Genomic DNA, 24,541 nt, shown 5'->3' with positions numbered 1-24,541 from the left:
AATTCGTTCACGCTAATTAGACTAATTGCTCTTCTGGGCGACGAGCGCGCATAAAAAAGCCGCGCGGCCCGAAGGCGGCGCGGCGTTTTTGCGGTTCAACTCAAGTGTCTTGCTTGTTTTCCAGGACTTCGCCGGTCTTGGCATCCAGCTTCACGTCCCACTTCACGTTGCTGGTGTCACGCAGTTCGGTCTCGTAGACCAGGCGGCCGGCTTTGTCTTCCAGTTCGGTGTCAACGATGGTGGCGCCTTTGTGCTGGGCCACGGCCTTGGCGTTGAGCTTTTCAAAATCCATCACGGCACCGGACTTGAGCAGGCTCGGAATCTGGTCCGGGCGAACATCGGCCTGGGCCAAACCGGCGGTAAGGGTCAAGGCGGCAGCAGCGAACAGAGCGGTCAGGTTTTTCATGGTGTGATCCTTTGGGGTGAGCTGTTTAAGTGGGATCAGGTTAACCAGCGCAACTTAACTCACCCTTAAGATTGCGCCGTTTGTTCAATCGGCGGCGAGTGCGGGGTTTCATGCTGGCGTCTCACTTACGGGAGGCACAGATGAAACAGTTAATGGCCTGGGTGTATGCGCCCTTGTTCTGGGCGGGGTTTATCGGGTGGGCGCTGTGGCTGGTGCAGAGGGATGCGCTGCAGTGGCTGGGGCTGGTATTTGTTCTGGCGGTGGCGGTGTCGTTTATCGCCGAGTGGTGGTTGCCCTATGAGCCGCAGTGGAATCGCAACCAGGGTGATCGTCGTCGCGACTTGATTCACGCGTTGGTCAATGAGGGCCTCAATGCGGCGGGCTTGTTGATCTTGCCGGTGCTGACCGCGCTGTTGGCCGTCGACGGTGTATGGCCGCGGGCGTGGCCGCTCTGGGCGCAATTGCTGCTGGCGATCTTCATTGCCGATGCGGGCATCACCCTGATGCATTACGCCAGCCACCGAGTCGCTGCCTTGTGGCGCCTGCACGCGGTGCACCACAGCGTGCAACGGCTGTATGGCTTCAATGGCTTGATGAAGCATCCGTTGCACCAGATGCTGGAAGCCACGGCCGGGTTGACGCCGTTGATCCTGCTGGGCATTCCCACGGAGGTGGCGCTGCTGCTGGCCCTGGCGATTGCCGTGCAGCTGCTGTTGCAGCATTCCAATGTCGACATGCGCCTGGGGCCGCTGCGCTGGGTGTTCGCCTGGGCGCCGGTGCATCGTTTTCATCACATGAAATATGGCCGGGCTGGGGATGTGAATTTCGGCTTGTTTTTCAATCTGTGGGATTGGCTCTTGGGCACGGCGTTTTACAGCCATGACTATCGAATGGGGCAGGGCGACTTGGGGATTGGCAGCCGGCCGGATTTTCCGCGGGAGTATGTGGCGCAGTTGCGCGACCCGTTCAGGACGGTGCAATTGAGCAAGGAGCCGCCGGTTCCCGCGGGTCTAGTCGAGGATTCGTACGTTCAGGTTGCGCAACGACGCCCCGGCCGTGACGCCAAATAGTTGCTTCATGGTCCGGGAAAAGTGCGCCGAATCGGCGAACCCGGCGCCATGTGCAGCCTCGGTCAGGGGGCTGCCGCCGAGCGCCAGTCCCAGCGCCACTCGCAAGCGCCGCCACAACACCAGGCGACGTACCGGCAAACCCAGTTGGTTGGCGAACAAACGTTCCAGCTGGCTTAACGAAACGTGCGCCGCCTGCGCCAGGGCTTGGGCCGAGACCTTGCCACTCAGTTGCTGATCCAGCGCCGACAGCGCGCGCCCCACCCTGGCATCTTCCAGTGCGCGTCTCGGCAATTGGCGCAGCGTGCGCTCGAGTGCTTCCAGGGACCGTTCACTGTCGGCCAGGGCGGCCTGCAAAGAGTCGAAGTCAAAGGCGCCGGGTTCGGCATACACCATCAACACCTCACCGTGGGAGTGGAGGATGGCGTGGGGCATTCTGGACGGGATAAACAGGCGATGGGCCGTGATGGCACGGCCATCGAGGCTGGCCGTGACCGGCCCGCCCGCGGAGAACATCAGCTGATGGGCATAGTGTGCATGGGACGCGGTGCGCCCCGGTATGCCCTGGATCAGCCCGTAGTCAGGCCCCAGCCACAGGCGACCTGACCATTCGGGGCTCACTCAGTAACCGTTGTCCTGCAGCAGGTCGGCCACACTCGAGGACGGCCAGCGCTTGTAGTACTTCAGCAGTTCGGCAGCGCGGTTGGTGAAGATGCCATCGACGCCGGCTTTCATGACCTTGTCGAAGTCCACCGGCTCATCCACGGTGTACACGTGCACCAGCAAGCCCTTGTCGTGGGTCAACTGGTTCATCTCGGGTTTGACCAGGTCGGAATAGCTCTGGTCGCCCAGGTTGGTCAGCTGTGCCGAAGGGCCGGTACCGATGGCGCCCAGGCTCTTGGCCTCGTCGATCCATTTTTCGAACTCGGCGGCGTCCTTCGGCTCCTGCTTGGCGTAGTAGGCGGCTTTGCTCGGCTCGCCGGACTCGGCGAAGGGCACCTTGGATTTCGGTTCGATGCTGCCTTCACCTACCCACAACAGCAGGATTTTCGGGGTGTTGGGCATCTCTTTTTGCAGTTCTTTCAGGCTGTCTTTCTCAAAGGTTTGCAGCACCACGCGGCCCTTGCCCTGGCCGACGCCGATGTTTTTCTGGGCCTGGTTGGAGCCGGTGGAGCTCAACCAGCCTTTATCCAGCAGCTTGTTCTTCAGGTCGGCCTCGATGCCCGGGAATTGCTTCGGCTCTTTGGTTTCGATGTACAGGCCGGGTTTGTGCTGCGGGTTGCCTTCGGCGATCTTGATGATTTCGTCCAGGCTGAGAATTTTCAGGCCGACGAAGCCCGGGCGGGCACGGTCCGGGTAGGCGGCGTTGAACCAGCTGCCGGCGTCCAGGGTTTTAAGCTCGGCCCAGGTGAATTCGTTGGCCGGGCTGTCCTTGCGCTCCGGGAACTTGGTGGCGACGTCGGTGGTGCGTTGCAGGTTGTTGTCATGCAGGGCGAAGAGTACGCCGTCCTTGCTGCGCTGCAGGTCCATCTCCAGGTAGTCGGCACCCAGGTCGCGCGCGACTTTGTAGGCGGCGGCGGTGGATTCCGGTGCATCGAAGGAGGCGCCACGGTGGGCAATCACGGCGGGGTGCGGAATGCCTTCGTTGGTGGCCAATTCGGTAGGGCTGATCGGGCTTGCCGCCTGTGCGTGGCCAAGGCCCAGCATCAGGGCCAGCAGCAGGGCACTCTTGGTAAACGTGACAGGCATATGCGAAGTCCTTTCGTGGAGGTAACTTTGAGAAGGGCTCCTTTTTAACAATTGCTTGCGAATGGCGCTATCACCAAACCGACATTAACGTGTTCACCGGCCATTTTTCTGCACTTTTGTGCGGTGCGATGCAGTACTCTTGCCTTGAATTGCCCCATCAGAGGGCAGATTTTCCTGCCACGCGTGTAAACCATCTTTCCAGTCCAAGTAGGACTTTTCAGTGAGGTTTACCATGCGCATCACCTCCGAGCTTATCTGCCAGGCCGCCGACCAACTCCAGGGTTTTGTCGGCCTGAACCGCAAGACTGGCCAGTACATCGTCCGTTTCAGCGAAGACTCCTTCGGCATGGACGTGGCCGATGACGGCATTATCCCAACCGCCGAGTTTGTCTGGCTGCCGGTCGACGGGCAGGCCATGACCTTGTCCCGCGAGCGGATCCAGTTGTTGCTGGACCAGAACATCGACGATCGCATCAACATCACGGAACCGCTGCGGGTGTACATGCGTCGGGTGGAGATTCCACAGATCAGTGCGGTGCGCAGTCTGGTCAGTTGAGTGCCGCATAGCCCTGCGGCTGGAGCGCTTTTTGTGGCTAGGGAGCTTGCTGTGGCAGGAGGCTTGCTGTGGTGAGGGAGCTCCCTCACTACAGCAAGCGCCCTCACCACAGAGCCTCCCTTGTCCACATTAAGTGTTTTACACGGGCTGAGGTTTCAGCGCTCGAACGCGTAAGACCGCTCCACCTTGCACACCCGCGTATGGCACGCCGAGTACCAGGTGGCGCGGCCCTGTTCGCGCACCTCAGTGTGTTCGGCGTGCTGCTTCCAGGCCAGGATCGCAGCTTCGCTGCTCCAGTAGGACACCGTGATACCCAGCCCGTCGTCCCCGCGCGCCGATTCCACGCCGAGAAAACCGGGTTGTTGCCGGGCCAGTTCCAGCATGCGGTCGGCGGCTTGTCCGTAACCGTTGTCACCTTCAGTGCGCAATGAACTGAACACCACGGCGTAGTACGGCGGTTTGGGTGTCTTGGCGATCATGCGCAGGCCTTCAGCAGCGCAATGGCCAGCGGCGGGGTGACGTCTTTAAGCGCCGCACGTTCCGGCTGGAACAGGGTGGCGACAAAAAACGGATGGCCCAGCAACTCCACCGCCCGCAGGTCACCCGCCGAGTCATGGCCGCTGGCAATCAGGTCGGCTTCCAGCAATGCGCTTTCGAAGTCTGGATTGATGCCATAGCGGCAACGGTAGCCTTCATGGATATCCAGGGTGGCGTAGGCCTCGGCGATGCGGGTATAGGCCATCAAGCGGATGGTGTCGGTCGCTTCCACCAGCGCACAGGTCAGGGGCGTGAGTACTGCACGGGGCGAATCGGGAGCCAGTTCGCCGTGTTCTGCGTCGGCCCAGCCCAGCACGTTGCGGGCATATTCCAGCACCGCGTGTTGAAAACCGCCGCAGGTGCCGAGGAAAGGGCGCCGCTGTTCACGGGCATAACGGATGGCCAGCAGGGCGCCGTCCAGATCACGGTAAGGGCTGGCGGGGACGCACCAGAAGCCGTCGTAGTGCTGCAGTTGTTCGGTGGATTTGATCGTGTCGGTGGCCAGCCAGTCGAACCGCACCGTCAGGCCCAGCGCCGCGCCGGCCTGTTGCAACGCCAGGGGAATGGCCTGGTGGGCGGTGACCTGTGCATCGTAGTCGCCGATCAGGGCCAGGTGCAGGGTGGTTTTATTCATCGAGGGTATCCGTGGCTTGTTGAGTCCTGGCGCTCACTATAGATTGGCGTTCACGCAATCAATATTGGCGTTAACACACATGTTCAATGCAGCGGCGCACTATCAGATCGACTACCCAGACCTTTCCCTGATCCTCGCCCTGGTGCGCGGCGGCACGCTCGCGCGGGCGGCGGCGTTGCTGCGGGTGGATGTGTCTACGGTGTTTCGCGCGGTGCGGCGGCTGGAGACGGCACTGGGCCAGACGCTGTTCGAAAAGAGCCGCGCCGGCTACCTGCCCACCACCTTGGCCACCACCCTCGCCGAGCAGGCCGAACGTGCCGAACAGGCGCTGGAGGCAGCACGGGTGGGAGTGGAGCAGGGCGGTGAAGTGATCAGCGGTACGGTGCGCCTGACGTGCACGGACTCGGTATTGCAGTCACTGTTGCTGCCGGCCCTGGCGCAGTTCATGCCGGGTTACCCGGCGCTGACCCTGGAGCTGAGCACGTCCAATGACTTCGCCAACCTCAGTCGCCGCGATGCGGATATCGCCCTGCGCCTGACCAAGGCACCGCCCGAGCATCTGGTAGGACGTTGCCTGGGCACGGTGTCGTATCGGGTGTGCGCCAGTGCCGACTATGCCCGCCAGCATGCGGGGGAGGAACTGGCGGCCCTGAACTGGATCGCGCCGGATGACTTCCTGCCGGATCACCCCACCGTCACCTGGCGGCGCCAGCACTTGCCGGGAGTGATGCCAGCCTATCGCTGCAACAGCATGGTTTCGGTAACCGAACTGGTGCGCGCGGGACTCGGCGTGGCCGCGTTGCCGGATTACCTGCTGGGCGCGGGCCTGCAACCGTTGAGCCCGCCGCTGGTGGGGCACGACACCGCCCTGTGGCTGCTGACGCGCCCCGATTGCCGGGCCTTGCGCTCGGTGGTGACGTTATTTGATCAGTTGGGCCAGCATGTGCGCTTGCCGGTGAGATAACTGTGGGCTGGCTTGCCTGCGATACAGGCGCTGTGGTGCATCAGGCATACCGCGGTGATGCAATCGCAGACAAGCCAGCTCCCACACGGGATGCGTGGGAGGGTCAGGTCTTGCGCACGAATTGGTCGTGCATTTCGCTGGTCAGCCCTTCGATGCGTTCGGTCAGTTGTTTGGTCATCTCGGTGAGCTTGGTGTTCTGCTCCAACAGTTCCAGCAGTTGCTTGGTGGTCTGCGCCGCCTGGGCCTGGCGTTCGGTGTTGGCCACGGCCAGGGCTTCGCGGTGCTGGGCGTCGGCGTCGGATTGGGCCTTGTCCCGTGCGGCCTGGCGGGTCTGGGCGAGCAAAATCAAGGGGGCGGCATAGGCCGATTGCAGGCTGAACGCCAGGTTCAAGAGGATGAACGGGTAGACGTCAAAGTGCGTGATGCCGGTCATGTTGAGCACGACCCACAGAATCACGATTGCCGTTTGCGCCCCCAGGAACGTCGGGGTGCCAAAGAAGCGCGCGAAGGCTTCGGCTTTCAACGCAAAGGTGTCGTTGCCAAAGGTCGGCGCGAGATGGGCGTGTTTACGATGAAAGCGCAGGTGGTCAACGTTGGCTTCAGGTTTATCCGGTGTCATGGCGGGCTCGAATCCGTGGCGTAAGACAAGCCACCACTATAGACCGAGCCCTCGGCCTGGCTCATGAAGAAGCCTGTCGCTTACCTGTTGCCCCGTTCATTGGCAAACGCACTCACAGCCTGCACCGCCTCGCTGGCGCCTTCGCGAATCTGCAGGATCACCGTGCCGGCCTGGTTGGCCAGGTCCACGCCCTGGGCGGCGCGGTCGCGGGTACCGTCCATGCTGTCGATGGCCTGGCGGGTTTCGGTCTGGATCATCTCGATCATCGACGAAATCTCGGCCGTTGAACCGCTGGTGCGCGCCGCCAATTGCCGCACTTCATCGGCCACCACCGCAAAGCCACGCCCTTGTTCGCCGGCGCGTGCGGCTTCGATGGCAGCGTTCAATGCCAGCAGGTTGGTCTGGTCGGCAATCCCGCGAATGGTGTTGACGATGGCGGTGATCTGCTGCGAACGCTCGCCCAGCTTGGCGATCAGCGCGGAAGAACCGTCGATATTGGCGGCAATCTCACGCATGCCGGTGGCGGTCTGCTGGATCACCTCGGCGCCTTTTTCGGCGATGTCCCGGGTTTGCAGCGAGATGTGATAAGCCTGAGTGGCGCTTTGCGCGTCGGCCGCGTGTTTCTCCACCATGGCCGTGACGTCGGAGGCGTATTTCACCACCTTGCACAGGCGCCCGCTGGCGTCGTACACCGGGTTGTAGTTGGCTTCCAGCCACACCACCTGGCCGTTTTTGTCGATGCGTTCGAACTGGCCGTTGAACAGCTCACCCTGGTTCAGCCGTCGCCAGAAATCGCTGTAGGCGCTGCTGTTGGCCAGCTCCGGTGTGCAGAACATGCGGTGATGCTTGCCCTGCACCTGCGCCAGGTTGTAGCCCATGCGCTGCAGGAAATTCTGGTTGGCGCTGATGATGGTGCCGTCGAGGTTGAACTCGATCACCGCCATGGCGCGGTCGATGGCCTGCAACTTGGCGTTGGCTTCACTCTCGGCCTGCATTTTCGGGGTGACGTCCATGGCGTACTTCACCACTTTCACCACGCTGCCGGACTCGTCGCGCACCGGGTTGTAGCTGGCCTCCAGCCAGATCGGCTGGCCGCCGCTGGTCACCCGTTCGAAGGTCCCGGACTGGAATTGGCCGTTGCGCAATTGCGTCCACAGTTGGCCGTACTCGGCGCTGCGGGCAAAGGCCGGGGTGCAGAACAGGCGGTGGGACTGGCCCACGACTTGGTCGGCGGTGTAGCCCATGACCTTGAGGAAATTCTCGTTGGCCCGCAGGACCGTGCCTTGCAGATCAAATTCAATCACCGCCATGGAGCGGTCGATGGCGTCGAGAAGGCTGGCTTGCTGGGCAAGGGTGGCTTGCAGGGTACTGATGGTTTTTTTATGGGCGTTGAATAGCATGGTCGTGTGCTCGGGGGAAGCAAGCGTCAGGGGTATCCATGGGGGCGCCTGCCACCGTAAGGCCTGGCCATACGGCAAACGTGCTCATTGCCAGCTTCCTTGTGCTGACAGCGGGGTGGAACAGCGGGTTCTGAGTCGTATGGCCGGCAAGAAGTTCTATGCCAGTCGACCAATGGCGGCATTATGCTATCGGTCGGCGACGGGCGCGTTTAATTCAGACGAGATGCAGAGGGCGGGATTCAGGCGGAATGGGCGACCACGTAGTCGCTGATATTGACTCGGTTACGGCCGGTGTCCTTGGCCGCGTACAGCGCGCGGTCCGCTGCGTTGAGCCACATGGCCGCGTCGGTGAAGGTGCTCTGGAAAGACGCCAGGCCAATGCTCAGGCTGACCCGCAGCTCGGGGATTTCCGGGTTGCGGTAATTGCTGAACACCTCGCGCATGCGTTCCATGACTTGCGCGGCCTGTTCCATGGGCATGTCCGGAAGAATCACACAGAACTCGTCGCCGCCGTATCGCCCGGCCAGGTCGTTTGCCCGCAGGTTGCGTCGAAGTTCCAGGCTTAGTTGGCGCAGAACCTGGTCACCGATGATGTGCCCATAGCTGTCGTTGATCTGCTTGAAATGGTCGATGTCGATCAGTGCGATGGTGGCGTTCCCATGTTGTTGCTGGCACTTGTGAAACTTCAGGTGCAGCAGGTCTTTCCAAGAACCGTGGTTGAGCAGGCCGGTGAGGCTGTCGGTGCGGCTCAGGGCGCTCAGGGCGCGTTTGTGTTCCGACAATTTGATCGCCAGGCGGTAGCAGACCATGCCCAGCGCCATGGGATACAGGGTCAGCATCGGCAGGCAGGCGTAGACCTGGACCAGGCTGACGTCGGGATTGAAGTGGATGCCAAACAGCAGCCAGGACACGCCGATACCTGCCAGTTGCGCCACGATGCCGTGGAGGAACAGGCGTTTGCCGCCGGCGGCGACGTTGTTCATGGTCATCATCGACAGGATTGTCACGGCCGTCAGTGGCGTGAACTGTGTAGTCGCCGCCCAGAACCCGCCGAGCAGCGAGTCGTAGAGCAGGTTTCGCCGTTCCGCCTTGTAGGGGAAATCGGAGCGGGTCGAAAGTTGATAGGCCAGGTGCGCCCAGCCAAAACCATTGAACAGCAGCAACGCCCAGACCCAGCCTGGCATTTGCAGTGGGTAGAGCGCGGCGATGACGCTGATGCAGCCGATGCCCAGGCCGATGATCCTTGGCCTGTAGATACGTCTGGCAAATGACAGCCCTTTGCCTCGTTGGTTTTCCATAGATTCCTGGGTCGATTCTTTTTTTGCAGGTACGACGGCACACGTGATCGGGAAAACCACTGGTCGGATAATACGTGTGAATATTGTCAGTTATTCGCGTGGGAATAATCAGTGTCCTTCCAGGCCATTTGCAAAGGACACGCGGCGAATCAGATAAAAACGACCTTGGATGTCGTTCCTGCAACAGGTCAGTGCTGCGGCACGACCTCATAGCCTGCGAGGAACAGGTCGATGGCCGACTCGATGACGTTCGCTTGGGCGTCGGCGTCCAGGGTCGGCTGGCCGAGGGTGATCTGTGGCCAGAAGGCAAAGGCCTTGAGCAGGCTTTGCACCTGGTGGGCGGCGAAGCATGGGTCGGTGCAGCTCAGCCGGCCGTCTTCCTGGGCGGCGCGCACCCATTGGGTGAAGCCTTCTTCACGCTTGCTCAGGCGGTTGACCATGTCCTGGGCACGTTCCGGCGAGTGGATGGTGGCGGCAATCGCGACCCGGGCCAGGTCGAGGAAGTTGGCGTCCGACATCATCGTCATCTTGGCCTGCAGCAACCCGCGCAGTTGCTCTCGCAGCGGGCGGTCGCTGGCGTAGCTGACGTCCAGTTGCGCAACACTGCTGGCCCACAGTTGATGCAGGATCTCGGCAAACAGCTCTTCCTTGCTCGGGAAGTGGTTGTACACCGTGCGCTTGGAAACCCCCGCCGTGGCGGCAATCTTGTCCATGCTGGTGACCTCGAACCCGTTGTCACGAAACTCGGCAATGGCGGCTGCCACGATGGCTTCGCGTTTACGGTCGGTGAGGCGCAGGGGTACAGTCATGGTGGGAGTTCGGCTCTGAAGGGAAACTTACACTCGGTAGTTTACTTGCTCCCGGTTTTGTTGCAATCTAGAAACTACACTGTGCAGTGTAATTTTTAGAGCAGTCTGCAGGAGTTCCTCGGTAATGGCCACGATCTCAACCCGTCTCGACAGTTCTTCTACAGCGCCCAAGTCTTCCGAACAGCATCAAGGTCACTTCACCAATCAGAAGCCCATCCAGCATGGCGGCTTGGGCAAGACCCTGGGCATCATGTGGAAGATGCTCTTCCAGAAGCCCCGCAGCACGCGCCCGGTGGGTGAGATCCCGGTGCAGCCGCTGACTCGCGAGCAACTGTTTGCCGCCCCGGACCATAGCGTTTTCCGCCTCGGCCATTCCACCGTGCTGCTGAAAATGCGCGGCAAGTTCTGGCTGACCGACCCGGTGTTCGCCGAGCGTGCTTCGCCGTTCAGTTGGGCGGGCCCCAAGCGTTTCCATCAGCCGCCGATCAGCCTTGAGGACCTGCCGCCGATCGAGGCGGTGATTCTTTCCCACAACCACTACGACCATCTGGACCACAAGGCGGTGGTGCAACTGGCGGACAAGACCCGCTATTTCCTCGCGCCGCTGGGTGTGGGCGATACGCTGATCAAGTGGGGCGTGGATGCCAGCAAGGTGCGGCAACTGGATTGGTGGCAGGGCACTGAAGTGGACGGGATTCGTTTTGTGTCCACGCCGGCCCAGCACTTTTCCGGGCGCGGCCTGTTCGATGGCAACCAGACGCTGTGGTGTTCGTGGGTGATGATCGACGGCTCACGGCGAATTTTCTTCAGCGGTGATACCGGCTATTTCGAGGGCTTCAAGCGTATCGGCGAGCAGTACGGCCCGTTTGACCTGACCCTGATGGAGACGGGTGCCTACAACGTCGACTGGCCCCACGTGCACATGCAACCGGAAGAAACCCTGCAGGCGCACATCGACTTGAAGGGCCGCTGGCTGCTGCCGATCCATAACGGCACGTTCGACCTGGCGTTTCATGCATGGCACGAACCCTTCGACCGCATCATGGCGCTGGCATGGGAGCGTAACGTGTCGATCACCACACCGGCGATGGGGCAGGCGTTCATGCTCAACCAGCCGGAGCGCGGGCAGGCCTGGTGGCTGGAAGTCGAGCATCAGGGCAGTGAAGCGCACGTCAGCGGATAATCACCGTCTGATCGTGCGCTCAGGGATTTTGAACGAGCCATAACCAGCCATTTCCGACAGACATCCACCTCGCTTAAGGGATGCAATCACGCCTCGAAACTTTATTCCGGGGCGTGGGAGTGTATGGACGATAAGAGTAGGAAGGTCACGGGGCCGGGCGTGCGCTGCCTGTTCAAGCCTTCAGGATCGGTGGACAGTTGTACTCCCCAGCCTTGCGCCCCCACTGCCAGCCAGGGCGTCGTGTTTGGCAGTCATGCGGCCGGTACGATCGTCAATTCGGCCACTCACCAGGGCGGCCTGGAGTTCGGCTCCACGGGCGGTTACGGCCCCAGGCTCGACCTCCCTGGTCCCATGATGCACAGCGTGCGCGATCCCGCGTTATCACTGATTGCCCTCAGCGGTGTCGACCCTGAGGGGCGGGTGATGGTGGAGATTCCACCCGTCGCTGATCCGGGTCATCTGATCAACACACCGCCCCTGGCTGGCAGCCGTATTGGTTTTGCCAGCGAGTACGTTACCGGTGATGTGCGCAAACCCGCCAAACACAGCCCGGACTTTGCCCGGGTACTGGACGTACTGCGTGCAGCCGGTGCGCAATTGGTGCCTGTGACGGCGCGGGTGACCGATGACACACGTCACTTCACCCTGGACCCCGGCAATGAGATTAACGACCGGGTCACGGAAAACCGCCTGGATGGGGTGGTGGCGGATGCGCAAGGTGTTGCTTTCCACAAAGCAGCGACTGCCGATAACCCACGCTTCAGCGTGCCCGCGGGCACCGACGTCGACGGGGTGTCGAGGGTCGTCTGGTTCTATGGTGCGCACTGGTCCAGAGATCGTCTGGCGGCGTTGGTGCGAGGTTGTCAGCAGGTTCTAGGGCGGCTTTAAGGGCCTACGCCATGGGGAGAGTGATCGTACGCCGCGGTAAGAGTTGCCCCCGAGTCATCGAGTATTTCGCTTCTTAGACTGAGGCAGGGATATCGAACGGTATTCCCAACATTCAGGCAGGCGGGGAGTATTTATGATCGGACCAGGTTTGGGCGCGGGATGGGCAGCGGGGCTTTTCGATGCAGTGGTGAACCCGCCACAGGCCTACAGGAGTGCCGACGATTTGGCGGCGGCCATGACCCGGCCCAATGGGGCCAGTTCCGATTCGGTGGTGAGGGATTCGCTGAAGCTGATCGCCAACATGGACAAGGGCTTGCAGGGCGGCAATGCGTTCATTGAAATCAATCCTGACGCTCGTGTGAAAGCCCGTGCGCTGGATCTGGAACGGGCCGAAGGCAAAGTGCGCGGGCCTTTGCATGGCGTTCCGATAGCGCTCAAGGATGTGTTCGAAACCGGCGACAAGATGCAGACCAGCGGTGGCTCCATGGCGCTGGTGGGCAGGCCCGCTTCAAGGAACGCCAAGGTGGTGGACAACCTGCTGAAGGCTGGCGTTGTGATTATTGGAAAAACCAACATGAGCGAATTGTCCAATTTTCGCTCTGAGGCGCCGATTGATGGCTGGAGCTCCAGGGGCGGCTTGACCCTCAACCCGCATCGGCTGGATGGCCAGGCGGCGGGCTCGAGTACGGGCTCTGCGGTAGCCGTTGCTCAAGGGATTGTGCCCTTGGCATTGGGGGTCGAAACCAATGGTTCAATCATTACGCCGGCGGCTTACAACGGTGTTATTGGTTTCAAACCGACCGAAGGGTTAGTGAGCACTGAAGGGGTGATGACCAGTTCCCGCCAGGACACGGTGGGCACCTTCACCCGTAACGTGCGTGATGCGGCGCAAGCACTGGATGCGATGACGGATACCAACCGCTACACCCAGGGAATCAAGCCTGACGCCTTGGTGGGCAAGCGCATCGGCTATACGCCGTTGCCTGAGTTATCAGCAGAAGATGCCAACGACCCGGCGAAAATAGCCGACAGGCAGCACTTCGAGGATGCCATTACGTTGCTGCGGGGCAAGGGCGCGACATTGGTACCCGTGGGTCAACTGGGTGAGGGCGTCCCGTACGAAACCCATGAACAATATAACGACGCGTTGTTATCGGACGTTAAACACCAGCTTGAAGCCTACCTGGCCGGACGGGCAGGCTTGCCGGTGAAGTCGCTGGCTGAGCTGATTGAATTCAACGAGCGCAACAGCGGTCCGGGTGTGCCGGATCAACAGATGCTCACCATGATCAACGGGATGGATATCAGTGATGAGGCGCGCAATGAGTTATGGGCTGCCATCGGCCCGATTTTCAAAAGCACCATCGATAAGCCACTGGCCGAGCATAAGCTTGATGCAATAGTGTCCAATTTTCACTCGTACAGTTACTACTACTCGGCAGTGGCCGGTTATCCCGGTATCTCCATGCCATCGGGAATGGACGATGAAGGGATGCCAACGGCCGTTCACTTTTATGGGGCAAATTTGAGCGAAGCCACGTTGCTGTCGGTCGCCTACGGGTATGAGCAGGCCTCCCATGCAATCAGGAAGCCTGCGTTTACACCCGGCCTGCGCTAGTCCGGATTACTTCAACCCATAACGAGCGGCGGGTTCACGGTGCGACAGGTTCGGGCCCAGGGCGAGGCGTGCGCTTTCGTAGGTGTCCCAATCGGCGCTGTCCGGCAGGGACGGAATCGTCACGGCTTCGCCCTGGGCAAGGCCTGCCAGGGCGGCGTCCACCAGGTTTTCGGTGGTCATCACCATGGCTTCCGGCAGGTTGTTCACAGGCAGGCCGGCGATGTCCCAGAACTCCGTTGCGGTAGCGCCTGGCAGCACCACCTGGACCACCACGCCCTTGTCACTCAGCTCATGCTGCAGCGATTCGCTGAACGCCTGCACGAACGCTTTGGTACCGCCATACACGCCGTTCAGCACTTTGGGAGCGAGGGCGACAATCGAGCCGATATTGATAATCGTGCCACGCCCTTGGGCGACAAAGTTGGTTGCCGCGGCTTTGGCCAGGCGGGTCAGCGCCAGCACGTTCAGCAGAATCATCGCGTCCATTTTGTCGGCATCCGACTCCAGCAGCGAAGCCGTGGCGCCCACACCGGCGTTATTCACCAGCAGGCTGATACGGCTGTCTTCGTGCGCGATCCGGGCGATTCGCGCCAAGTCGGCTGGCAGATTGAGATCGGCCGCTATCACCTGCACGTCACGCTGGGTATTGGCTTTCAAGCGTGTTGCCAACTGCTCCAGACGTTGCTGGTTGCGGGCCACCAGAATCAGATCGTAGCCGGCACGGGCCAGGCGGTCGGCATACACCGCACCAATTCCTGACGAGGCACCGGTAATCAGGGCATAACCTTTGTGTTGCGACATGGCAGTTGCTCCAAATGGGCCGGGGAGGGGGTCGGCCTTGTTGGAACCAAGATTATGGGTGTAATGTGGTGGCTGCAATGTCGTATATCCCTCCTTTAGAGACATGAGGTTTGGCCATGGTGTCCGTCGGTATCCTGCTTTTTCCCGGTTTCCAGGTGCTCAGCCTGTCCACCAGCAGCGTGTTCGAGTTTGCCAACTTCGTGGTGGGGCGACCGTTCTACCGCGTGGACTTGTTGTCGGAGCATGGCGGGCCGATAAAAAGCTCCATGGGCTTTGCCATTGATAGCCTGGCGTTCGGGCAGCAGGTCTACGACACGATCCTGGTGCTGGGGGACAACGAACTACTTAAGCCCACTCCTGGCATGGTGGAGTACCTGCAAGCGTCGTTGACGGCGTCGCGCCGGGTTACATCGGCCTGCACCGGTTCGTTCCACCTGGCAGCGGCCGGCCTGTTGGAAGGGCGCAAGGCAACCACCCACTGGTACCACGCCATGACGTTTCGCCAGCGCTACCCCAACGTGAAGCTGGAGGAAGACCGGATCTTCACCGTCGATGGCCCGCTCTGGACCTCTGCCGGGATGACCGCCTGCATCGACCTGGCCCTGGCCCTGGTCGAGCACGATTTGGGCGTGGAAGTGGCCCGCGACGTGGCGAAAAAACTGGTGGTTTACCATCGCCGTGCCGGTGGCCAGTCGCAGTTCTCGGCGTTGCTGGAACTGGACCCAAAGTCCGACCGCGTACAAACCGCCCTGGCGTGGGCCAAAGGGCACTTGCACGAGGACCTCTCGGTAGAACAACTGGCGCAAGCGGCACACCTCAGCCCGCGTCAGTTCAGCCGACTGTTCCGCGCCGAAACCGGGCAATCGCCGGCCAAGGCGGTAGAACACCTGCGCATTGAAGCCGCCCGGTTGATGCTCGAATCCGGCAGCCACTCCATCGACGTTGTCGCCCGGGAGACGGGCTTCGGTGACCCGGAGCGCATGCGTCGAGCCTTCCTGCGAGCGTTTGGCCAACCGCCACAAATGATCCGTCGGGCGTTGCAGTTGCAGGCGTGAACTTGCGGGAGCCAGAACCTAGGGCAACTCAGGCGAATAGCACTTCAATACGTCCTTGAGTACGTGAAGCTGGCGCAGCCGTAATAACGATTTGCACATCGCGCCCCAGGCGCGACAAACACTCAAGCATTTTGGCTTCACTGATACCCCGAAACCTGCCACGCAGCATTTCAGACACCTTGGGTTGGGATAAACCGAGAATGACGGAGGCTTGTGCCTGAGTGAGGCTACGTGCCTTGAGAATCTCACCAATCTTCGTCGCCAGCTGTGCCTTGACCTGCATTTCACTGGCGTCGGGCTGCCCGATGTCTTCATAGACATTGCCGGTGCTTTCTTCGATCTCAATCGCGTTGTGATGCTTGTGCATGATCCTGCGCCGCCTTGAGTCGCTGTTTGATCAGTTGTATGTCGTGCTGTGCTGTAGCGATGCCTTTCGTCGACTTTTTCTGGAAGCAATGAAGGACATAAACAGCTGAGTCGAAACGGACGGTATACACACCACGATAAGTGTTGCTGTCGAAATCCTCCACCACCTCAAGTACCGCGTTACCGCCAAACCCTTTCAATGCCTTGGTCTGTGAGTGCTTGCCTCCTCCTTGGGCGAGGTGGAGCGCAAAGCCAAACACATCTTGAACAGGCCCAGGCATTTGCTGCAGATCTTTCTTGCTACCGCCCACCCAGAGGAGTGGCTTCCATGAACTCATGAGAGGATATACCTAAATAGGGATAAGCGTCAGCGCGAAGAGAAATCTTACTCAACCGTTTCAAGCACTGAATGCTCTGACGACAGTGGCAAAGAGCCCCGCACATTCATCCCCCACCCCGGCGCAAAGCCCGGGAAAAACACCAACCCTTCAGCCTCCAGGCGAAACGCCACACTCAGGCGGACAGCATCGTCCACATCGCCATGGCTTTCAAAACGTTGAAGGGCGTCCACTTCCACATCCGCTTCCCGGGCCAGGTCTTCCCGGCTCCAGCCCAGCATCAGGCGGGCCTGGACGCTGTGCCGTGGGGTGAATTGATGAAGGACGATCTGCTGTTCTACAGTGCTGCTCATTGCCAGAGAGGACATGGACTTTCTCCAGGTTCGACGGGGGAGGGCAAACTATACTGTGTTTTTGTACAGTTGTTTTGACCGCTCATCAACTGGATTTTCCGATAGCGCTGCCGCCGCTCTATTTCGCCCCTTCCAGGTAGGTGCTCGGTGACTGCCCAAGCACCCGGCGGAACATGCTGGAAAATGCCGCCGGGTTTTCATAGCCCAGGTCCAGGGCGATCCGGGTGACGCTTGCACCGCTGGCCAACCGCGCCAAGGCCTGCACAACACAGGCTCGCTGGCGCCACTGCACGAAGCTCAGGCCGGTTTGTTGGCGGAAATGCCGGCTGAAGGTGCGCAGGCTCAGGTGCGATTGTTGCGCCCATTGAACCGGTGACTGGTGCACGTCCGGCCGCTGCAGAAACGTCAGGCACAGAGCAAGCAGGCGAGGGTCCTCCGGCAGCGGGATATGCAGGGGCAAGTGCGTGGCGCGTGCCAGTTCATACAACAGCAGGCTGACCAGCGCACCGTCGCGCCCGGCCTCGTCGTATTCCAGCGGCAGCTCCACCGCCTCCATCAGCAGCTGGCGCATCAGGGGGGAAACGTTGATGACGTGGCAGTCGGTGCCCAAGTCGGTGACGGCGTGCGGTTCGATATACAGGCTGCGCGTCGACACGCCGAGCATCAGCACTTCATGGGGCACTTGGGAGGGAATCCACACCGCGCGCTGGGGCGGCACAACCCAGTTGCCTTGCTGGGTGCTGACTTGCATCACCCCGGTGGCGCCATACAACAACTGGCCGCGCCGATGGCTGTGGTGCTTGAGCAGATAGCCGTGGGGATAGTCGGTGCCGATTGCCACGACCGTTCGCGGGGTCAGGTCGAGCTGAGCGATGGAAACGTTGCGCATGGAGCTGATCCCGGAAGTGGCAATATCTCGCACATTATTGGCCGACATGCGCAAGCGGGCCAAGCCTTGAATCTCTATCGTCGACAGCTCTCCCTGATACTGAAGGCGATTCTCGATGTTCTATCTATTACTGGCACTGTTCGGCTGCATCACCGGCGTAACCGCTGTGCTGTTCGGCTTCGGTGGCGGGTTCGTGGTGGTGCCGTTGCTGTACGGCATGCTCAAGCTCAGCCACGACGCGGGCGTGAGTGAATCAGCGATGCATATCGCGGTCGCCACCTCGACCTGCGTGATGATCGTCAACGCGCTGATCGCCACTGGAAAACACCGTCGCAAAGGTAATCTGATTCGCCACTACCTGTGGCCGTTGGGCGGGTACATCGGGGTTGGCGCCGTGCTGGGGGCAGGGGCTGCAATGTTCGCCAGCGGCGATTTCATGCGGTACGCCTTTATCGCCTACCTGGCCATCACCATCGTCGATTGTCTGTTGCGCAGGGGCTTTCTCAGCCAGGACGACAGGCTCCAGCCACGACGCCTGAGCGGCATGGAAGTGACGGGCGGCGGCATCGCCATTGGCCTGATCGCGACCTTCCTGGGGGTGGGCGGCAGCGTGATGACCGTGCCGCTGTTGCGCCGTTGTGGCTTGAGCATGTCCCAGTCCACGTCCATGGCTAATCCGCTGAGCGTGCCGGTGGCGCTGGCCGGTACATTTACCTACATGCTCATGGCGGGATTCGCCAAGGTGCAATTGGGCGCGTGGTTTGTCGGCTATGTCGATTTGCTGGCGTTCGCCATCCTCACCCTGGGCTCGCTGCTGGGCATTCGCCTGGCCACGCCGTGGATCGGTCGCATCCCGGATGCACTGCATGCGCGGGTGTATATCGGGTTGTTGGGCGTGGTGATGGTGAGCATGCTGGTCTGACGCAAGTGGATTTTGCGTTCTTTTAGCCGCAGGCTAGGGTTACTTCTCTATTCAAAAGAAAGTGACCGGGGGAATGTCATGTCCATTTCCGAAAGCGATTGGCAGAAGTTCAAAGTCCTCAGGGCATTGGCGCTTGAACGCTTTTACCTAGGCGTACTGGCTGATGCAAAGACCATCAGCGAGCGCGAAACGCTTTCTGCCGAGGCTCGGTACAGGACGCTGTATAGCCTCACCAGGGATCGCGATAACGATGTCGTCCGAATGTTTGATCTCTACAGTCGTTCGAAAGCCCGCGAGAGCCTTGCGCAAATGATCAGGCATGATTTGTTGAGTGATTCAGAGTTGTCGGTATTAAGCGAAGAGACATTGAGCGCTATCGGCTACGCGGTCAGGCAGCGTTACGAAATCGAGTGGGTTGCTGCACACGTACAAGGCGACTGAGTCTTGTCTTAGACTTCAGTCAGAATGTTCAGGAAATATCTTGATGCTTAGTTTTAATTGTACGCAGGCGGCTGGTAATTTTTTTAGCCGGGTTCACAAAGGCAAAAAAATTACCCCGGTTCAAAAACTGCCGACACAAGAGCGCCAGGGCGATGACCTGTACGCCGACCCTCATCAGTGGCTGGTCCATGCCGCGACGGTGCAACGTAAACATGTGCTGTTGGCGATACATCTGAAAACCCGCTATTGCATGCTGTTTTTTGATATGAAAAAAGCCGACGCCGATGGCTTCGTGCGCACCTTTATTAATCGGTGGATGAGTGGTGTTTTGGATCTCGCCTTGAAGTCTGATGTTTTGGATTTGGTTGATCCGTCTGTGCCTGAGCAGCAATTTGTCAGTTTGGTCGAGTCGTACTCTCTACAGCAGCGGGGTGATCGGAGTGCGCAGACTCAAATCAACGAAATATTGCGGAGTTTTGAGATGGACGCAGAAGGCGTGGATCTTGTTGCAATGCCTTGGAGCGCTCTGCATTACGACGCTCGAATCAACCATACGCCTCGAAGCTTGAAAGATGTGAAGGGGCTTCATTTACCGGATGAGGAAATGCTGATTCACTGGTTGGTCACGGTAGGCGGCTTGGACCCTGCGGGCGCCGCACTTGCACGTGAAAAGTACCGTTTATTCAGCCGAAGGGCCTGACCTGGAATCGCATTACCGTTCTCCCAACCCCGGCGCCTCGCGAATAATCAGGTGATCGAGGTTCTCGATATTGGCACTGAACACCCCGAACGTCTGCTCGGGGTTTTTCTTGCTTGGCACCTGTTTCAGCTCCGGTGTCACCCCGTAGAAGAAGCAATACAGCGCTCGATCACTGTCCACCGCGGCCTTGATCTGCTCCAGGAACGCCTTGCGCTTGCGGTAGTTCTCGATCAGTTTTTTGCTCAGGTAAACGTTGATGGAATAGGGCTTTTTGTCGAGCCAGGCTTTCTTTTCGAAGTCGATGCGAAAGCTGCTGGTGTAGTCCTTGATCTCCTTGATCCTGCCCCAGTAGATCAGGCCTTTGTTGTCCTGCAGGTATTCGATCTTCTTGAAAAACGTCCAGTAGGTCGCGCTGTGATCACCGATCTTCAAGGGCATGCTTTTGAGCTTGTCCTTGTCGCCGATATTCGACACGTAGCATTCCACTGGGTGGGCAAAGACGCTGGTCTTGTCCGGGGTGGTGTCGCTTGAGCTGTGAGACAAGGCGTTGCGGGTTGCCGGCGTTTTCGGCGGCTCTTGTGCGGTGCCAGCCTCAGCACCGATGACCGGCGTTTTGCGTTCGTACTGGCGCCGCGTCAGGACAAATTCCGACGGAAAGTTTTCCTCCGGCCCATCCTCAGATTCGCCTTTTCCGGCAGGGCGACTGGCGTACCGGCAACCTTCAATATGCCGGGTGCTGGGGATGTTCTTGAAGTGGGGCATACGCAGGTAATTGACGTTTTTTGCATTGAACGTGCCCAACACATTGCCCGCCGCAAACGCCGCCCGGCATTCGTCGTTGGGGCACAGGAAACTGTCCTTGTCGGAATCGAAGGCGGCGGTTTCGTCGAAATTCAGGTCGCGCACGTCATAGATCGACAGCTTGTCGTCGAGACTCAGGCTGTAGGCCGTGTCGAATTTCATGGGGCTCGGGTCCGTGAGAGGTTTCGCTATTAATAGCGGGATATCGAGTAAATATCAGTAGAAATTACGCACGGACCACCACACGCCGGCCACTCAGGAAACACAAGGTGCCACCCACCGCCGTCAGCCCGCTGAGTACATAGAACATAGAGGCGGGGGATGCGTTGATCAGCAGGTAGCCGCAGATCACCGGGCTCAGCGCCCCGCCAAATGCCGCCAGGTTTTGTGCGCCGTAATAACTGCCGCGCAGGGCGTCCGGGGCGATGGTGTCGATAAACAGGAACTCGGACGGGTAGATGATCATCTCCCCGAGGGTGAACACAAACATCGCGACACACCACGACACCAGGCCGTCCGCCATGCTGAAGCCGATCAACCCGGCAATAAACAGTGAGGTGCCGAGCACGATCCAGTAGCGCAGTTGTTCACGCTTGAGGAAGCGGCCGATCTGGTACTGCATCAGGATCACCGTGATGGCGTTGCACGCCAGCACCGCAGAGAGAATTTTCAGCGCGTTCTCCGGCTTGTAGGCCACCAGCAGAAATTGCGACAGATAGAGGGTGTAGCGCCCGTGGACAATGGTGCTCAACAGGCTGCCGCTGGTAAACAGGATCAAGGTGCGATCGCTGCGCAGCGTCCTCAGGGTGCTGAGAAAACTTAAGGGTTTGTTGCTGTCGTCGCGCTGGGTCGGTGGGATGCCGATCATCAGGAACAGGCTGCCAAAGGCAATCGCGCTGGCGATCAGGAACGGTGCCAGGGGCATCTGCCCGGCAATCACCACGCCGAGCATCGGGCCGGTGGCATAGCCGACATTGGTCAGGGTGTAGCGCAGGGAAAACACCTTGGCCCGCTGGCCCACCGGCAGGTTCTCGCTGATGATCGCCTTGGAGCCGATCAGGAACAGTGCCGAAGCGGCTTCGGTGATCACCAGGGTCAGGGTGGTCAGGTACAGGTTGCTGGCAAAGGTCAGCAACAGAAAACCGATGGAGCTGGAAAGCATCGCCAGGATCAGCAGCTTGCGCTTTTCCAGGCGGTCGATGATGTAGCCACCATATAGGCCCAGCAGGGTGGCGATGAACACGGCGATGCCCATCAGCAAGCCGATGTCTTGCTGGTTGAGGCCCAGGCGGGTGCTCAGCAACAGGGCGAGCAATGGGCTGGTCATGGCGCGGCTGACGACGATGGTCACCGAGCAGATCATCAGGCGGCGGATTACCAGGGAGTACGTGGCCACGGTGGGGCGGATGTCCTTATTCTTTTTTCAAGACGATGAAGATCCAGTGTGGGAGCGGGCTTGCTCGCGAATGCGGTGTGTCAGTGCCAACTGTACTGGCTGATCCACCGCATTCGCGAGCAAGCCCGCTCCCACATTTAGATCGAGTTACTGGCCGGCATTGATGCTGATTTTTTCCACCGCACCCTGCTCCAGATCCCACTTCTTCAGAATCTTGCCATACGTCCCATCATCAATCATGCCCTGCAACGCCTCACTGATGGCCGTGACCAACTCAGTATTGCTCTTCTCAATCCCAAGCCCCGTGAACTGCTTGGAAATCGCCAGGCCCACCGGCTTGTACTTACCCTTGTCCAGCGACATCAGGTAAGGAATGGTTTCACTGCCCTGCATCGCCGCATCCAGACGGTTCTGCTGCAACTGTGCCCGCGCATCCGCCGAGCCCTCGGTGCCAATCACCACGATGGCTGGCTTACCGGCCTTTTCGCAGTTTTCCTTGCTCCACGCGGCAATTTCCGACGGCCAGGTGGTACGTCGGCTGGTGCCGACTTTTTTACCGCACAGGTCAGTCAATTCCTTGAGGTCTTCACGCTTGGCCAGGGTGTACAACTGCGGGCCGCTGGTGAAGTAATCGATGAAGGTCACCGACTTCTGGCGCTCGGCGGTGTCGCTCATGCCCGACAGCACAATGTCCACACGCTTGGTGGTCAGGCCGCTGAGCATCTGTTCGAAGCCGGTTTCCTGCCACTTGATCTTCACCCCCAGGCGCTCGGCCAGGGCGTTGCCCAGGTCAAAGTCCAGGCCGGTGAGTTTGTTGGTGGCGGTGTCCTTGAAATCCATCGGCGGGTAGTTCGGCACTATGGCCGCGCTGATCTCACCCTTGTCCTTGATCGCTGCCGGCAATGCCGCCAAAACCGAAGTGGAGGCCATCAGGCCTACGAGCAAACTTGGAAGAAACAGATTTTTCATGGGGGCGTTCTCGTTAGTTTTTTAGTTAAGTGCGAACGGCAGAAATAAAGCTTTGGGTACGCGGGTTTTGTGGGCTTATTAGAATTTCTTCCGGGCTGCCGGCTTCCACAATCTGGCCGGCATCCATAAACACCATGCGGTTGGACACTTCGCGGGCGAAGCCCAACTCATGGGTGACCACAATCATGGTCATGCCGGTGGTGGCCAAATCGCGCATCACCGACAGCACTTCTCCTACCAGCTCCGGGTCGAGGGCTGACGTGGGTTCGTCAAACAACATCAGCTTGGGGCGCATCGCCAGCGCACGGGCAATTGCCACACGTTGTTGCTGGCCGCCGGACAACTCCACCGGGTAGGCATTGCGTTTGTCCGCCAGGCCGACGCGGGCCAGCAACTCCAGCGCGTCCTCGGTGGCTTCCTTGGGCGAGCGCTTGAGCACCTGGCACGGGCCCTCGATGATGTTCTGCAACACGGTCATGTGCGGGAACAGATTGAAGCGCTGAAACACCATGCCGGTGGCCAACCGCTGACGGGCGATCTGTGATTCATTCAATTCGTGCAGCTTGTTGCCGACGACCCGGTAACCCACCAGTTCGCCGTCGACCCACAGGCCGCCCTTGTCGATTTTTTCCAGCTGATTGACGCAGCGCAGCAGGGTACTTTTGCCGGAACCGGACGGGCCGATGATGCACAGCACTTCGCCTTGTTCGACTTCCAGGTTGATGTCCTGCAACGCGTGATACTGGTCGTAATACTTGTTCAGGTTCACGGCCTTGACGATGCTTCTCATGGGCAAATCTCCTCAGTCAGGGCTTACGAGCGCTTGCCGGCGCCGCGGGCAAAACGACGCTCGAGGCGGCTCTGACCGAATGAAAGAACAGTCACCACCGCCAGGTACCAGATGCCGGCAACAATCAGCAGCTCCATGACCCGGGCGTTGGCGTAGTAGATGTTTTGCGCGTTGTGCAGCAGCTCCGAGTACTGGATCACACTCGCCAGGCTGGTCATTTTCACCATGCTGATGAACTCGTTGCCTACAGGCGGAATGATCACCCGCATCGCCTGGGGCAGAATCACCCTACGCAGCGCCTGAAGGCTCGGCATGCCGATCGACTTGGCGGCTTCGTACTGACCGGTGTCCACCGACAACAGGCCGGCGCGCACCACTTCAGCGGTGTAGGCACCCTGGTTGATGCTCAGGCCGAGGAGGGCGGCCACGAACGGCGTCATCAGGTCCACGGTGTCGATGCTGAACAGGCCGGGAATCGCGATCACCGGGAAAATCAGCGCCAGGTTGAACCACAACAGCAGTTGCAGAATCAGCGGCGTACCCCGGAACAGCCAGGTGTAGGTGATGGCCACGTAGCGCAGGATCGGGTTGGCCGACATGCGCATGATCGCCGTGATCACCCCGATCACCACGCCCAGCGCCATGGCCAGGATCGACATGATGATGGTGTTCACCAGGCCCCAGATGATCGCCTCGGACGTGAGGAACTGACCGATGTAGGACCATTCGATCTGGCCGTTGGCGAATGCACGCAGCAAGGCAGCCAGTGCGATCACGATCAACGTGGCAAAAAACATCCGCCCGTAATAGCGACGCGGCACATGCTCGTACTGGGTGATATCGAACTGGTTCTCGGTCTGCTGGCGCTCGGCTTGCAAGCGCTCTGCCGGGGTTTGTTTCATGGTGACTCTCCAAAACAACTGAATACACTGATCGTTCCCACGCTCTGCGTGGGAATGCAGCAAGGGATGCTCTGCGTCCCCAAAGCGTGA

29 protein-coding genes are annotated in these 24,541 nt (G+C 59.9%); 10 read left to right on the top strand and 19 right to left on the bottom strand.

What is annotated here, in order from left to right:
* Positions 1-100: 100 nt before the first annotated feature.
* Positions 101-406, bottom strand: coding sequence for a PepSY domain-containing protein (locus C0058_RS24790; RefSeq protein WP_003211453.1), 306 nt, complete (start codon positions 404-406; stop codon positions 101-103).
* A 140-nt stretch (positions 407-546) separates the two neighbouring features.
* On the opposite strand from C0058_RS24790, the gene C0058_RS24785 reads away from it, so the two are divergent.
* On the top strand, positions 547-1,476 hold the full coding sequence (locus C0058_RS24785) for a sterol desaturase family protein (protein WP_102369739.1): 930 nt from the start codon (positions 547-549) through the stop codon (positions 1,474-1,476).
* On the opposite strand, the gene C0058_RS24780 is transcribed toward C0058_RS24785, so the two are convergent.
* Positions 1,417-2,094, bottom strand: coding sequence for an AraC family transcriptional regulator (locus tag C0058_RS24780; RefSeq protein WP_102369738.1), 678 nt, complete (start codon positions 2,092-2,094; stop codon positions 1,417-1,419). The genes C0058_RS24785 and C0058_RS24780 overlap by 60 nt on opposite strands.
* On the bottom strand, positions 2,095-3,222 hold the full coding sequence (locus tag C0058_RS24775) for a glycerophosphodiester phosphodiesterase (protein WP_008432958.1): 1,128 nt from the start codon (positions 3,220-3,222) through the stop codon (positions 2,095-2,097).
* A gap of 232 nt (positions 3,223-3,454) precedes the next feature.
* Here C0058_RS24775 and C0058_RS24770 point away from each other — a divergent pair, with 232 nt between their 5' ends.
* Entirely contained in the window at positions 3,455-3,778 is a 324-nt protein-coding gene (locus C0058_RS24770) for a DUF2025 family protein (protein ID WP_008432956.1), read from the top strand.
* Positions 3,779-3,933: 155 nt separating this feature from the next.
* Here the strand turns inward: C0058_RS24770 and C0058_RS24765 are convergent, their stop codons facing one another.
* Positions 3,934-4,257 (bottom strand): antibiotic biosynthesis monooxygenase, encoded by a 324-nt coding sequence (locus C0058_RS24765; protein ID WP_003211463.1) that lies wholly within the window; start codon positions 4,255-4,257, stop codon positions 3,934-3,936.
* Complete coding sequence (locus C0058_RS24760) at positions 4,254-4,949, bottom strand: CTP synthase (protein ID WP_102369737.1); 696 nt, start codon at positions 4,947-4,949, stop codon at positions 4,254-4,256. Before C0058_RS24760 ends, C0058_RS24765 begins: the two co-directional genes overlap by 4 nt.
* A 79-nt stretch (positions 4,950-5,028) precedes the next feature.
* Here C0058_RS24760 and C0058_RS24755 point away from each other — a divergent pair, with 79 nt between their 5' ends.
* Entirely contained in the window at positions 5,029-5,913 is an 885-nt protein-coding gene (locus C0058_RS24755) for a LysR family transcriptional regulator (protein WP_102369736.1), read from the top strand.
* A gap of 103 nt (positions 5,914-6,016) precedes the next feature.
* Here C0058_RS24755 and C0058_RS24750 read toward each other — a convergent pair whose 3' ends face one another.
* From C0058_RS24750 to C0058_RS24735, 4 genes are all read right to left on the bottom strand, one after another.
* Positions 6,017-6,532, bottom strand: coding sequence for a DUF1003 domain-containing protein (locus tag C0058_RS24750; protein WP_003211469.1), 516 nt, complete (start codon positions 6,530-6,532; stop codon positions 6,017-6,019).
* 80 nt (positions 6,533-6,612) lie between these two features.
* A complete protein-coding gene (locus tag C0058_RS24745; RefSeq protein ID WP_003211470.1) occupies positions 6,613-7,932 on the bottom strand; it encodes a PAS domain-containing methyl-accepting chemotaxis protein in 1,320 nt (439 codons plus the stop codon).
* 239 nt (positions 7,933-8,171) lie between these two features.
* Positions 8,172-9,230, bottom strand: a complete 1,059-nt coding sequence (locus C0058_RS24740; RefSeq protein WP_003211472.1) for a diguanylate cyclase — start codon at positions 9,228-9,230, stop codon at positions 8,172-8,174.
* A gap of 188 nt (positions 9,231-9,418) precedes the next feature.
* On the bottom strand, positions 9,419-10,039 hold the full coding sequence (locus C0058_RS24735; RefSeq protein ID WP_003211473.1) for a TetR/AcrR family transcriptional regulator: 621 nt from the start codon (positions 10,037-10,039) through the stop codon (positions 9,419-9,421).
* Positions 10,040-10,163: 124 nt separating this feature from the next.
* On the opposite strand from C0058_RS24735, the gene C0058_RS24730 reads away from it, so the two are divergent.
* From C0058_RS24730 to C0058_RS24720, 3 genes are all read left to right on the top strand, one after another.
* Positions 10,164-11,222: an MBL fold metallo-hydrolase gene (locus C0058_RS24730; protein ID WP_102369735.1), complete on the top strand. Its 1,059-nt coding sequence runs from the start codon at positions 10,164-10,166 to the stop codon at positions 11,220-11,222.
* A gap of 123 nt (positions 11,223-11,345) precedes the next feature.
* A complete protein-coding gene (locus C0058_RS24725) occupies positions 11,346-12,110 on the top strand; it encodes a hypothetical protein (protein ID WP_102369734.1) in 765 nt (254 codons plus the stop codon).
* Between the two features lie 235 nt (positions 12,111-12,345).
* On the top strand, positions 12,346-13,728 hold the full coding sequence (locus C0058_RS24720; RefSeq protein WP_256579636.1) for an amidase family protein: 1,383 nt from the start codon (positions 12,346-12,348) through the stop codon (positions 13,726-13,728).
* Between the two features lie 6 nt (positions 13,729-13,734).
* Here the strand turns inward: C0058_RS24720 and C0058_RS24715 are convergent, their stop codons facing one another.
* Positions 13,735-14,529, bottom strand: a complete 795-nt coding sequence (locus tag C0058_RS24715; protein ID WP_008432939.1) for an SDR family oxidoreductase — start codon at positions 14,527-14,529, stop codon at positions 13,735-13,737.
* A 116-nt stretch (positions 14,530-14,645) separates the two neighbouring features.
* On the opposite strand from C0058_RS24715, the gene C0058_RS24710 reads away from it, so the two are divergent.
* Entirely contained in the window at positions 14,646-15,584 is a 939-nt protein-coding gene (locus C0058_RS24710) for a GlxA family transcriptional regulator (protein WP_102369732.1), read from the top strand.
* Positions 15,585-15,612: 28 nt separating this feature from the next.
* Here the strand turns inward: C0058_RS24710 and C0058_RS24705 are convergent, their stop codons facing one another.
* The 4 genes from C0058_RS24705 to C0058_RS24690 all read right to left on the bottom strand — a co-directional run bounded on the left by C0058_RS24705 (position 15,613) and on the right by C0058_RS24690 (position 17,530).
* Positions 15,613-15,951: a helix-turn-helix domain-containing protein gene (locus C0058_RS24705; protein WP_003211485.1), complete on the bottom strand. Its 339-nt coding sequence runs from the start codon at positions 15,949-15,951 to the stop codon at positions 15,613-15,615.
* Positions 15,926-16,288 (bottom strand): type II toxin-antitoxin system RelE/ParE family toxin, encoded by a 363-nt coding sequence (locus C0058_RS24700; protein ID WP_003211487.1) that lies wholly within the window; start codon positions 16,286-16,288, stop codon positions 15,926-15,928. The genes C0058_RS24705 and C0058_RS24700 overlap by 26 nt, the downstream gene beginning before the upstream one ends.
* A 47-nt stretch (positions 16,289-16,335) precedes the next feature.
* Complete coding sequence (locus C0058_RS24695; protein WP_023659239.1) at positions 16,336-16,656, bottom strand: helix-turn-helix transcriptional regulator; 321 nt, start codon at positions 16,654-16,656, stop codon at positions 16,336-16,338.
* Between the two features lie 103 nt (positions 16,657-16,759).
* A complete protein-coding gene (locus C0058_RS24690) occupies positions 16,760-17,530 on the bottom strand; it encodes a helix-turn-helix transcriptional regulator (protein WP_102370296.1) in 771 nt (256 codons plus the stop codon).
* Between the two features lie 115 nt (positions 17,531-17,645).
* Here C0058_RS24690 and C0058_RS24685 point away from each other — a divergent pair, with 115 nt between their 5' ends.
* The 3 genes from C0058_RS24685 to C0058_RS24675 all read left to right on the top strand — a co-directional run bounded on the left by C0058_RS24685 (position 17,646) and on the right by C0058_RS24675 (position 19,593).
* Complete coding sequence (locus C0058_RS24685; protein WP_102369731.1) at positions 17,646-18,452, top strand: sulfite exporter TauE/SafE family protein; 807 nt, start codon at positions 17,646-17,648, stop codon at positions 18,450-18,452.
* 78 nt (positions 18,453-18,530) lie between these two features.
* The gene (locus C0058_RS24680) at positions 18,531-18,893 is read left to right on the top strand and encodes a hypothetical protein (RefSeq protein ID WP_003211495.1); all 363 of its coding nucleotides are present in this window, start codon (positions 18,531-18,533) and stop codon (positions 18,891-18,893) included.
* Positions 18,894-18,936: 43 nt separating this feature from the next.
* Complete coding sequence (locus C0058_RS24675; protein ID WP_102369730.1) at positions 18,937-19,593, top strand: hypothetical protein; 657 nt, start codon at positions 18,937-18,939, stop codon at positions 19,591-19,593.
* A gap of 12 nt (positions 19,594-19,605) precedes the next feature.
* Here C0058_RS24675 and C0058_RS24670 read toward each other — a convergent pair whose 3' ends face one another.
* The 5 genes from C0058_RS24670 to C0058_RS24650 all read right to left on the bottom strand — a co-directional run bounded on the left by C0058_RS24670 (position 19,606) and on the right by C0058_RS24650 (position 24,451).
* Positions 19,606-20,556, bottom strand: coding sequence for a hypothetical protein (locus C0058_RS24670; protein ID WP_102369729.1), 951 nt, complete (start codon positions 20,554-20,556; stop codon positions 19,606-19,608).
* 64 nt (positions 20,557-20,620) lie between these two features.
* Entirely contained in the window at positions 20,621-21,790 is a 1,170-nt protein-coding gene (locus C0058_RS24665; protein WP_003211499.1) for an MFS transporter, read from the bottom strand.
* A 147-nt stretch (positions 21,791-21,937) separates the two neighbouring features.
* Positions 21,938-22,759: an ABC transporter substrate-binding protein gene (locus C0058_RS24660; RefSeq protein WP_087693114.1), complete on the bottom strand. Its 822-nt coding sequence runs from the start codon at positions 22,757-22,759 to the stop codon at positions 21,938-21,940.
* A gap of 25 nt (positions 22,760-22,784) precedes the next feature.
* Positions 22,785-23,549, bottom strand: a complete 765-nt coding sequence (locus C0058_RS24655; protein ID WP_003211502.1) for an amino acid ABC transporter ATP-binding protein — start codon at positions 23,547-23,549, stop codon at positions 22,785-22,787.
* A gap of 23 nt (positions 23,550-23,572) precedes the next feature.
* On the bottom strand, positions 23,573-24,451 hold the full coding sequence (locus tag C0058_RS24650; protein WP_003211504.1) for an amino acid ABC transporter permease: 879 nt from the start codon (positions 24,449-24,451) through the stop codon (positions 23,573-23,575).
* Positions 24,452-24,541: the final 90 nt, after the last annotated feature.

This window comes from Pseudomonas sp. NC02, assembly GCF_002874965.1.
Taxonomy (GTDB): domain Bacteria; phylum Pseudomonadota; class Gammaproteobacteria; order Pseudomonadales; family Pseudomonadaceae; genus Aquipseudomonas.
The sequence above is the reverse complement of the archived record's forward strand: the minus strand, read 5'-3'. Positions and strand labels throughout refer to the sequence as shown.

Coding starts and splice junctions, on each gene's coding strand:
- C0058_RS24670 (WP_102369729.1), bottom strand. CDS start 20,556: ATGAAATTCGACACGGCCTACAGCCTGAGTCTCGACGACAAGCTGTCG.
- C0058_RS24740 (WP_003211472.1), bottom strand. CDS start 9,230: ATGGAAAACCAACGAGGCAAAGGGCTGTCATTTGCCAGACGTATCTAC.
- C0058_RS24765 (WP_003211463.1), bottom strand. CDS start 4,257: ATGATCGCCAAGACACCCAAACCGCCGTACTACGCCGTGGTGTTCAGT.
- C0058_RS24650 (WP_003211504.1), bottom strand. CDS start 24,451: ATGAAACAAACCCCGGCAGAGCGCTTGCAAGCCGAGCGCCAGCAGACC.
- C0058_RS24705 (WP_003211485.1), bottom strand. CDS start 15,951: ATGCACAAGCATCACAACGCGATTGAGATCGAAGAAAGCACCGGCAAT.
- C0058_RS24680 (WP_003211495.1), top strand. CDS start 18,531: ATGTCCATTTCCGAAAGCGATTGGCAGAAGTTCAAAGTCCTCAGGGCA.
- C0058_RS24725 (WP_102369734.1), top strand. CDS start 11,346: ATGGACGATAAGAGTAGGAAGGTCACGGGGCCGGGCGTGCGCTGCCTG.
- C0058_RS24730 (WP_102369735.1), top strand. CDS start 10,164: ATGGCCACGATCTCAACCCGTCTCGACAGTTCTTCTACAGCGCCCAAG.
- C0058_RS24685 (WP_102369731.1), top strand. CDS start 17,646: ATGTTCTATCTATTACTGGCACTGTTCGGCTGCATCACCGGCGTAACC.
- C0058_RS24710 (WP_102369732.1), top strand. CDS start 14,646: ATGGTGTCCGTCGGTATCCTGCTTTTTCCCGGTTTCCAGGTGCTCAGC.
- C0058_RS24760 (WP_102369737.1), bottom strand. CDS start 4,949: ATGAATAAAACCACCCTGCACCTGGCCCTGATCGGCGACTACGATGCA.
- C0058_RS24735 (WP_003211473.1), bottom strand. CDS start 10,039: ATGACTGTACCCCTGCGCCTCACCGACCGTAAACGCGAAGCCATCGTG.
- C0058_RS24750 (WP_003211469.1), bottom strand. CDS start 6,532: ATGACACCGGATAAACCTGAAGCCAACGTTGACCACCTGCGCTTTCAT.
- C0058_RS24770 (WP_008432956.1), top strand. CDS start 3,455: ATGCGCATCACCTCCGAGCTTATCTGCCAGGCCGCCGACCAACTCCAG.
- C0058_RS24755 (WP_102369736.1), top strand. CDS start 5,029: ATGTTCAATGCAGCGGCGCACTATCAGATCGACTACCCAGACCTTTCC.
- C0058_RS24790 (WP_003211453.1), bottom strand. CDS start 406: ATGAAAAACCTGACCGCTCTGTTCGCTGCTGCCGCCTTGACCCTTACC.
- C0058_RS24720 (WP_256579636.1), top strand. CDS start 12,346: ATGACCCGGCCCAATGGGGCCAGTTCCGATTCGGTGGTGAGGGATTCG.
- C0058_RS24695 (WP_023659239.1), bottom strand. CDS start 16,656: ATGTCCTCTCTGGCAATGAGCAGCACTGTAGAACAGCAGATCGTCCTT.
- C0058_RS24660 (WP_087693114.1), bottom strand. CDS start 22,759: ATGAAAAATCTGTTTCTTCCAAGTTTGCTCGTAGGCCTGATGGCCTCC.
- C0058_RS24690 (WP_102370296.1), bottom strand. CDS start 17,530: ATGCGCAACGTTTCCATCGCTCAGCTCGACCTGACCCCGCGAACGGTC.
- C0058_RS24675 (WP_102369730.1), top strand. CDS start 18,937: ATGCTTAGTTTTAATTGTACGCAGGCGGCTGGTAATTTTTTTAGCCGG.
- C0058_RS24715 (WP_008432939.1), bottom strand. CDS start 14,529: ATGTCGCAACACAAAGGTTATGCCCTGATTACCGGTGCCTCGTCAGGA.
- C0058_RS24700 (WP_003211487.1), bottom strand. CDS start 16,288: ATGAGTTCATGGAAGCCACTCCTCTGGGTGGGCGGTAGCAAGAAAGAT.
- C0058_RS24775 (WP_008432958.1), bottom strand. CDS start 3,222: ATGCCTGTCACGTTTACCAAGAGTGCCCTGCTGCTGGCCCTGATGCTG.
- C0058_RS24745 (WP_003211470.1), bottom strand. CDS start 7,932: ATGCTATTCAACGCCCATAAAAAAACCATCAGTACCCTGCAAGCCACC.
- C0058_RS24785 (WP_102369739.1), top strand. CDS start 547: ATGAAACAGTTAATGGCCTGGGTGTATGCGCCCTTGTTCTGGGCGGGG.
- C0058_RS24655 (WP_003211502.1), bottom strand. CDS start 23,549: ATGAGAAGCATCGTCAAGGCCGTGAACCTGAACAAGTATTACGACCAG.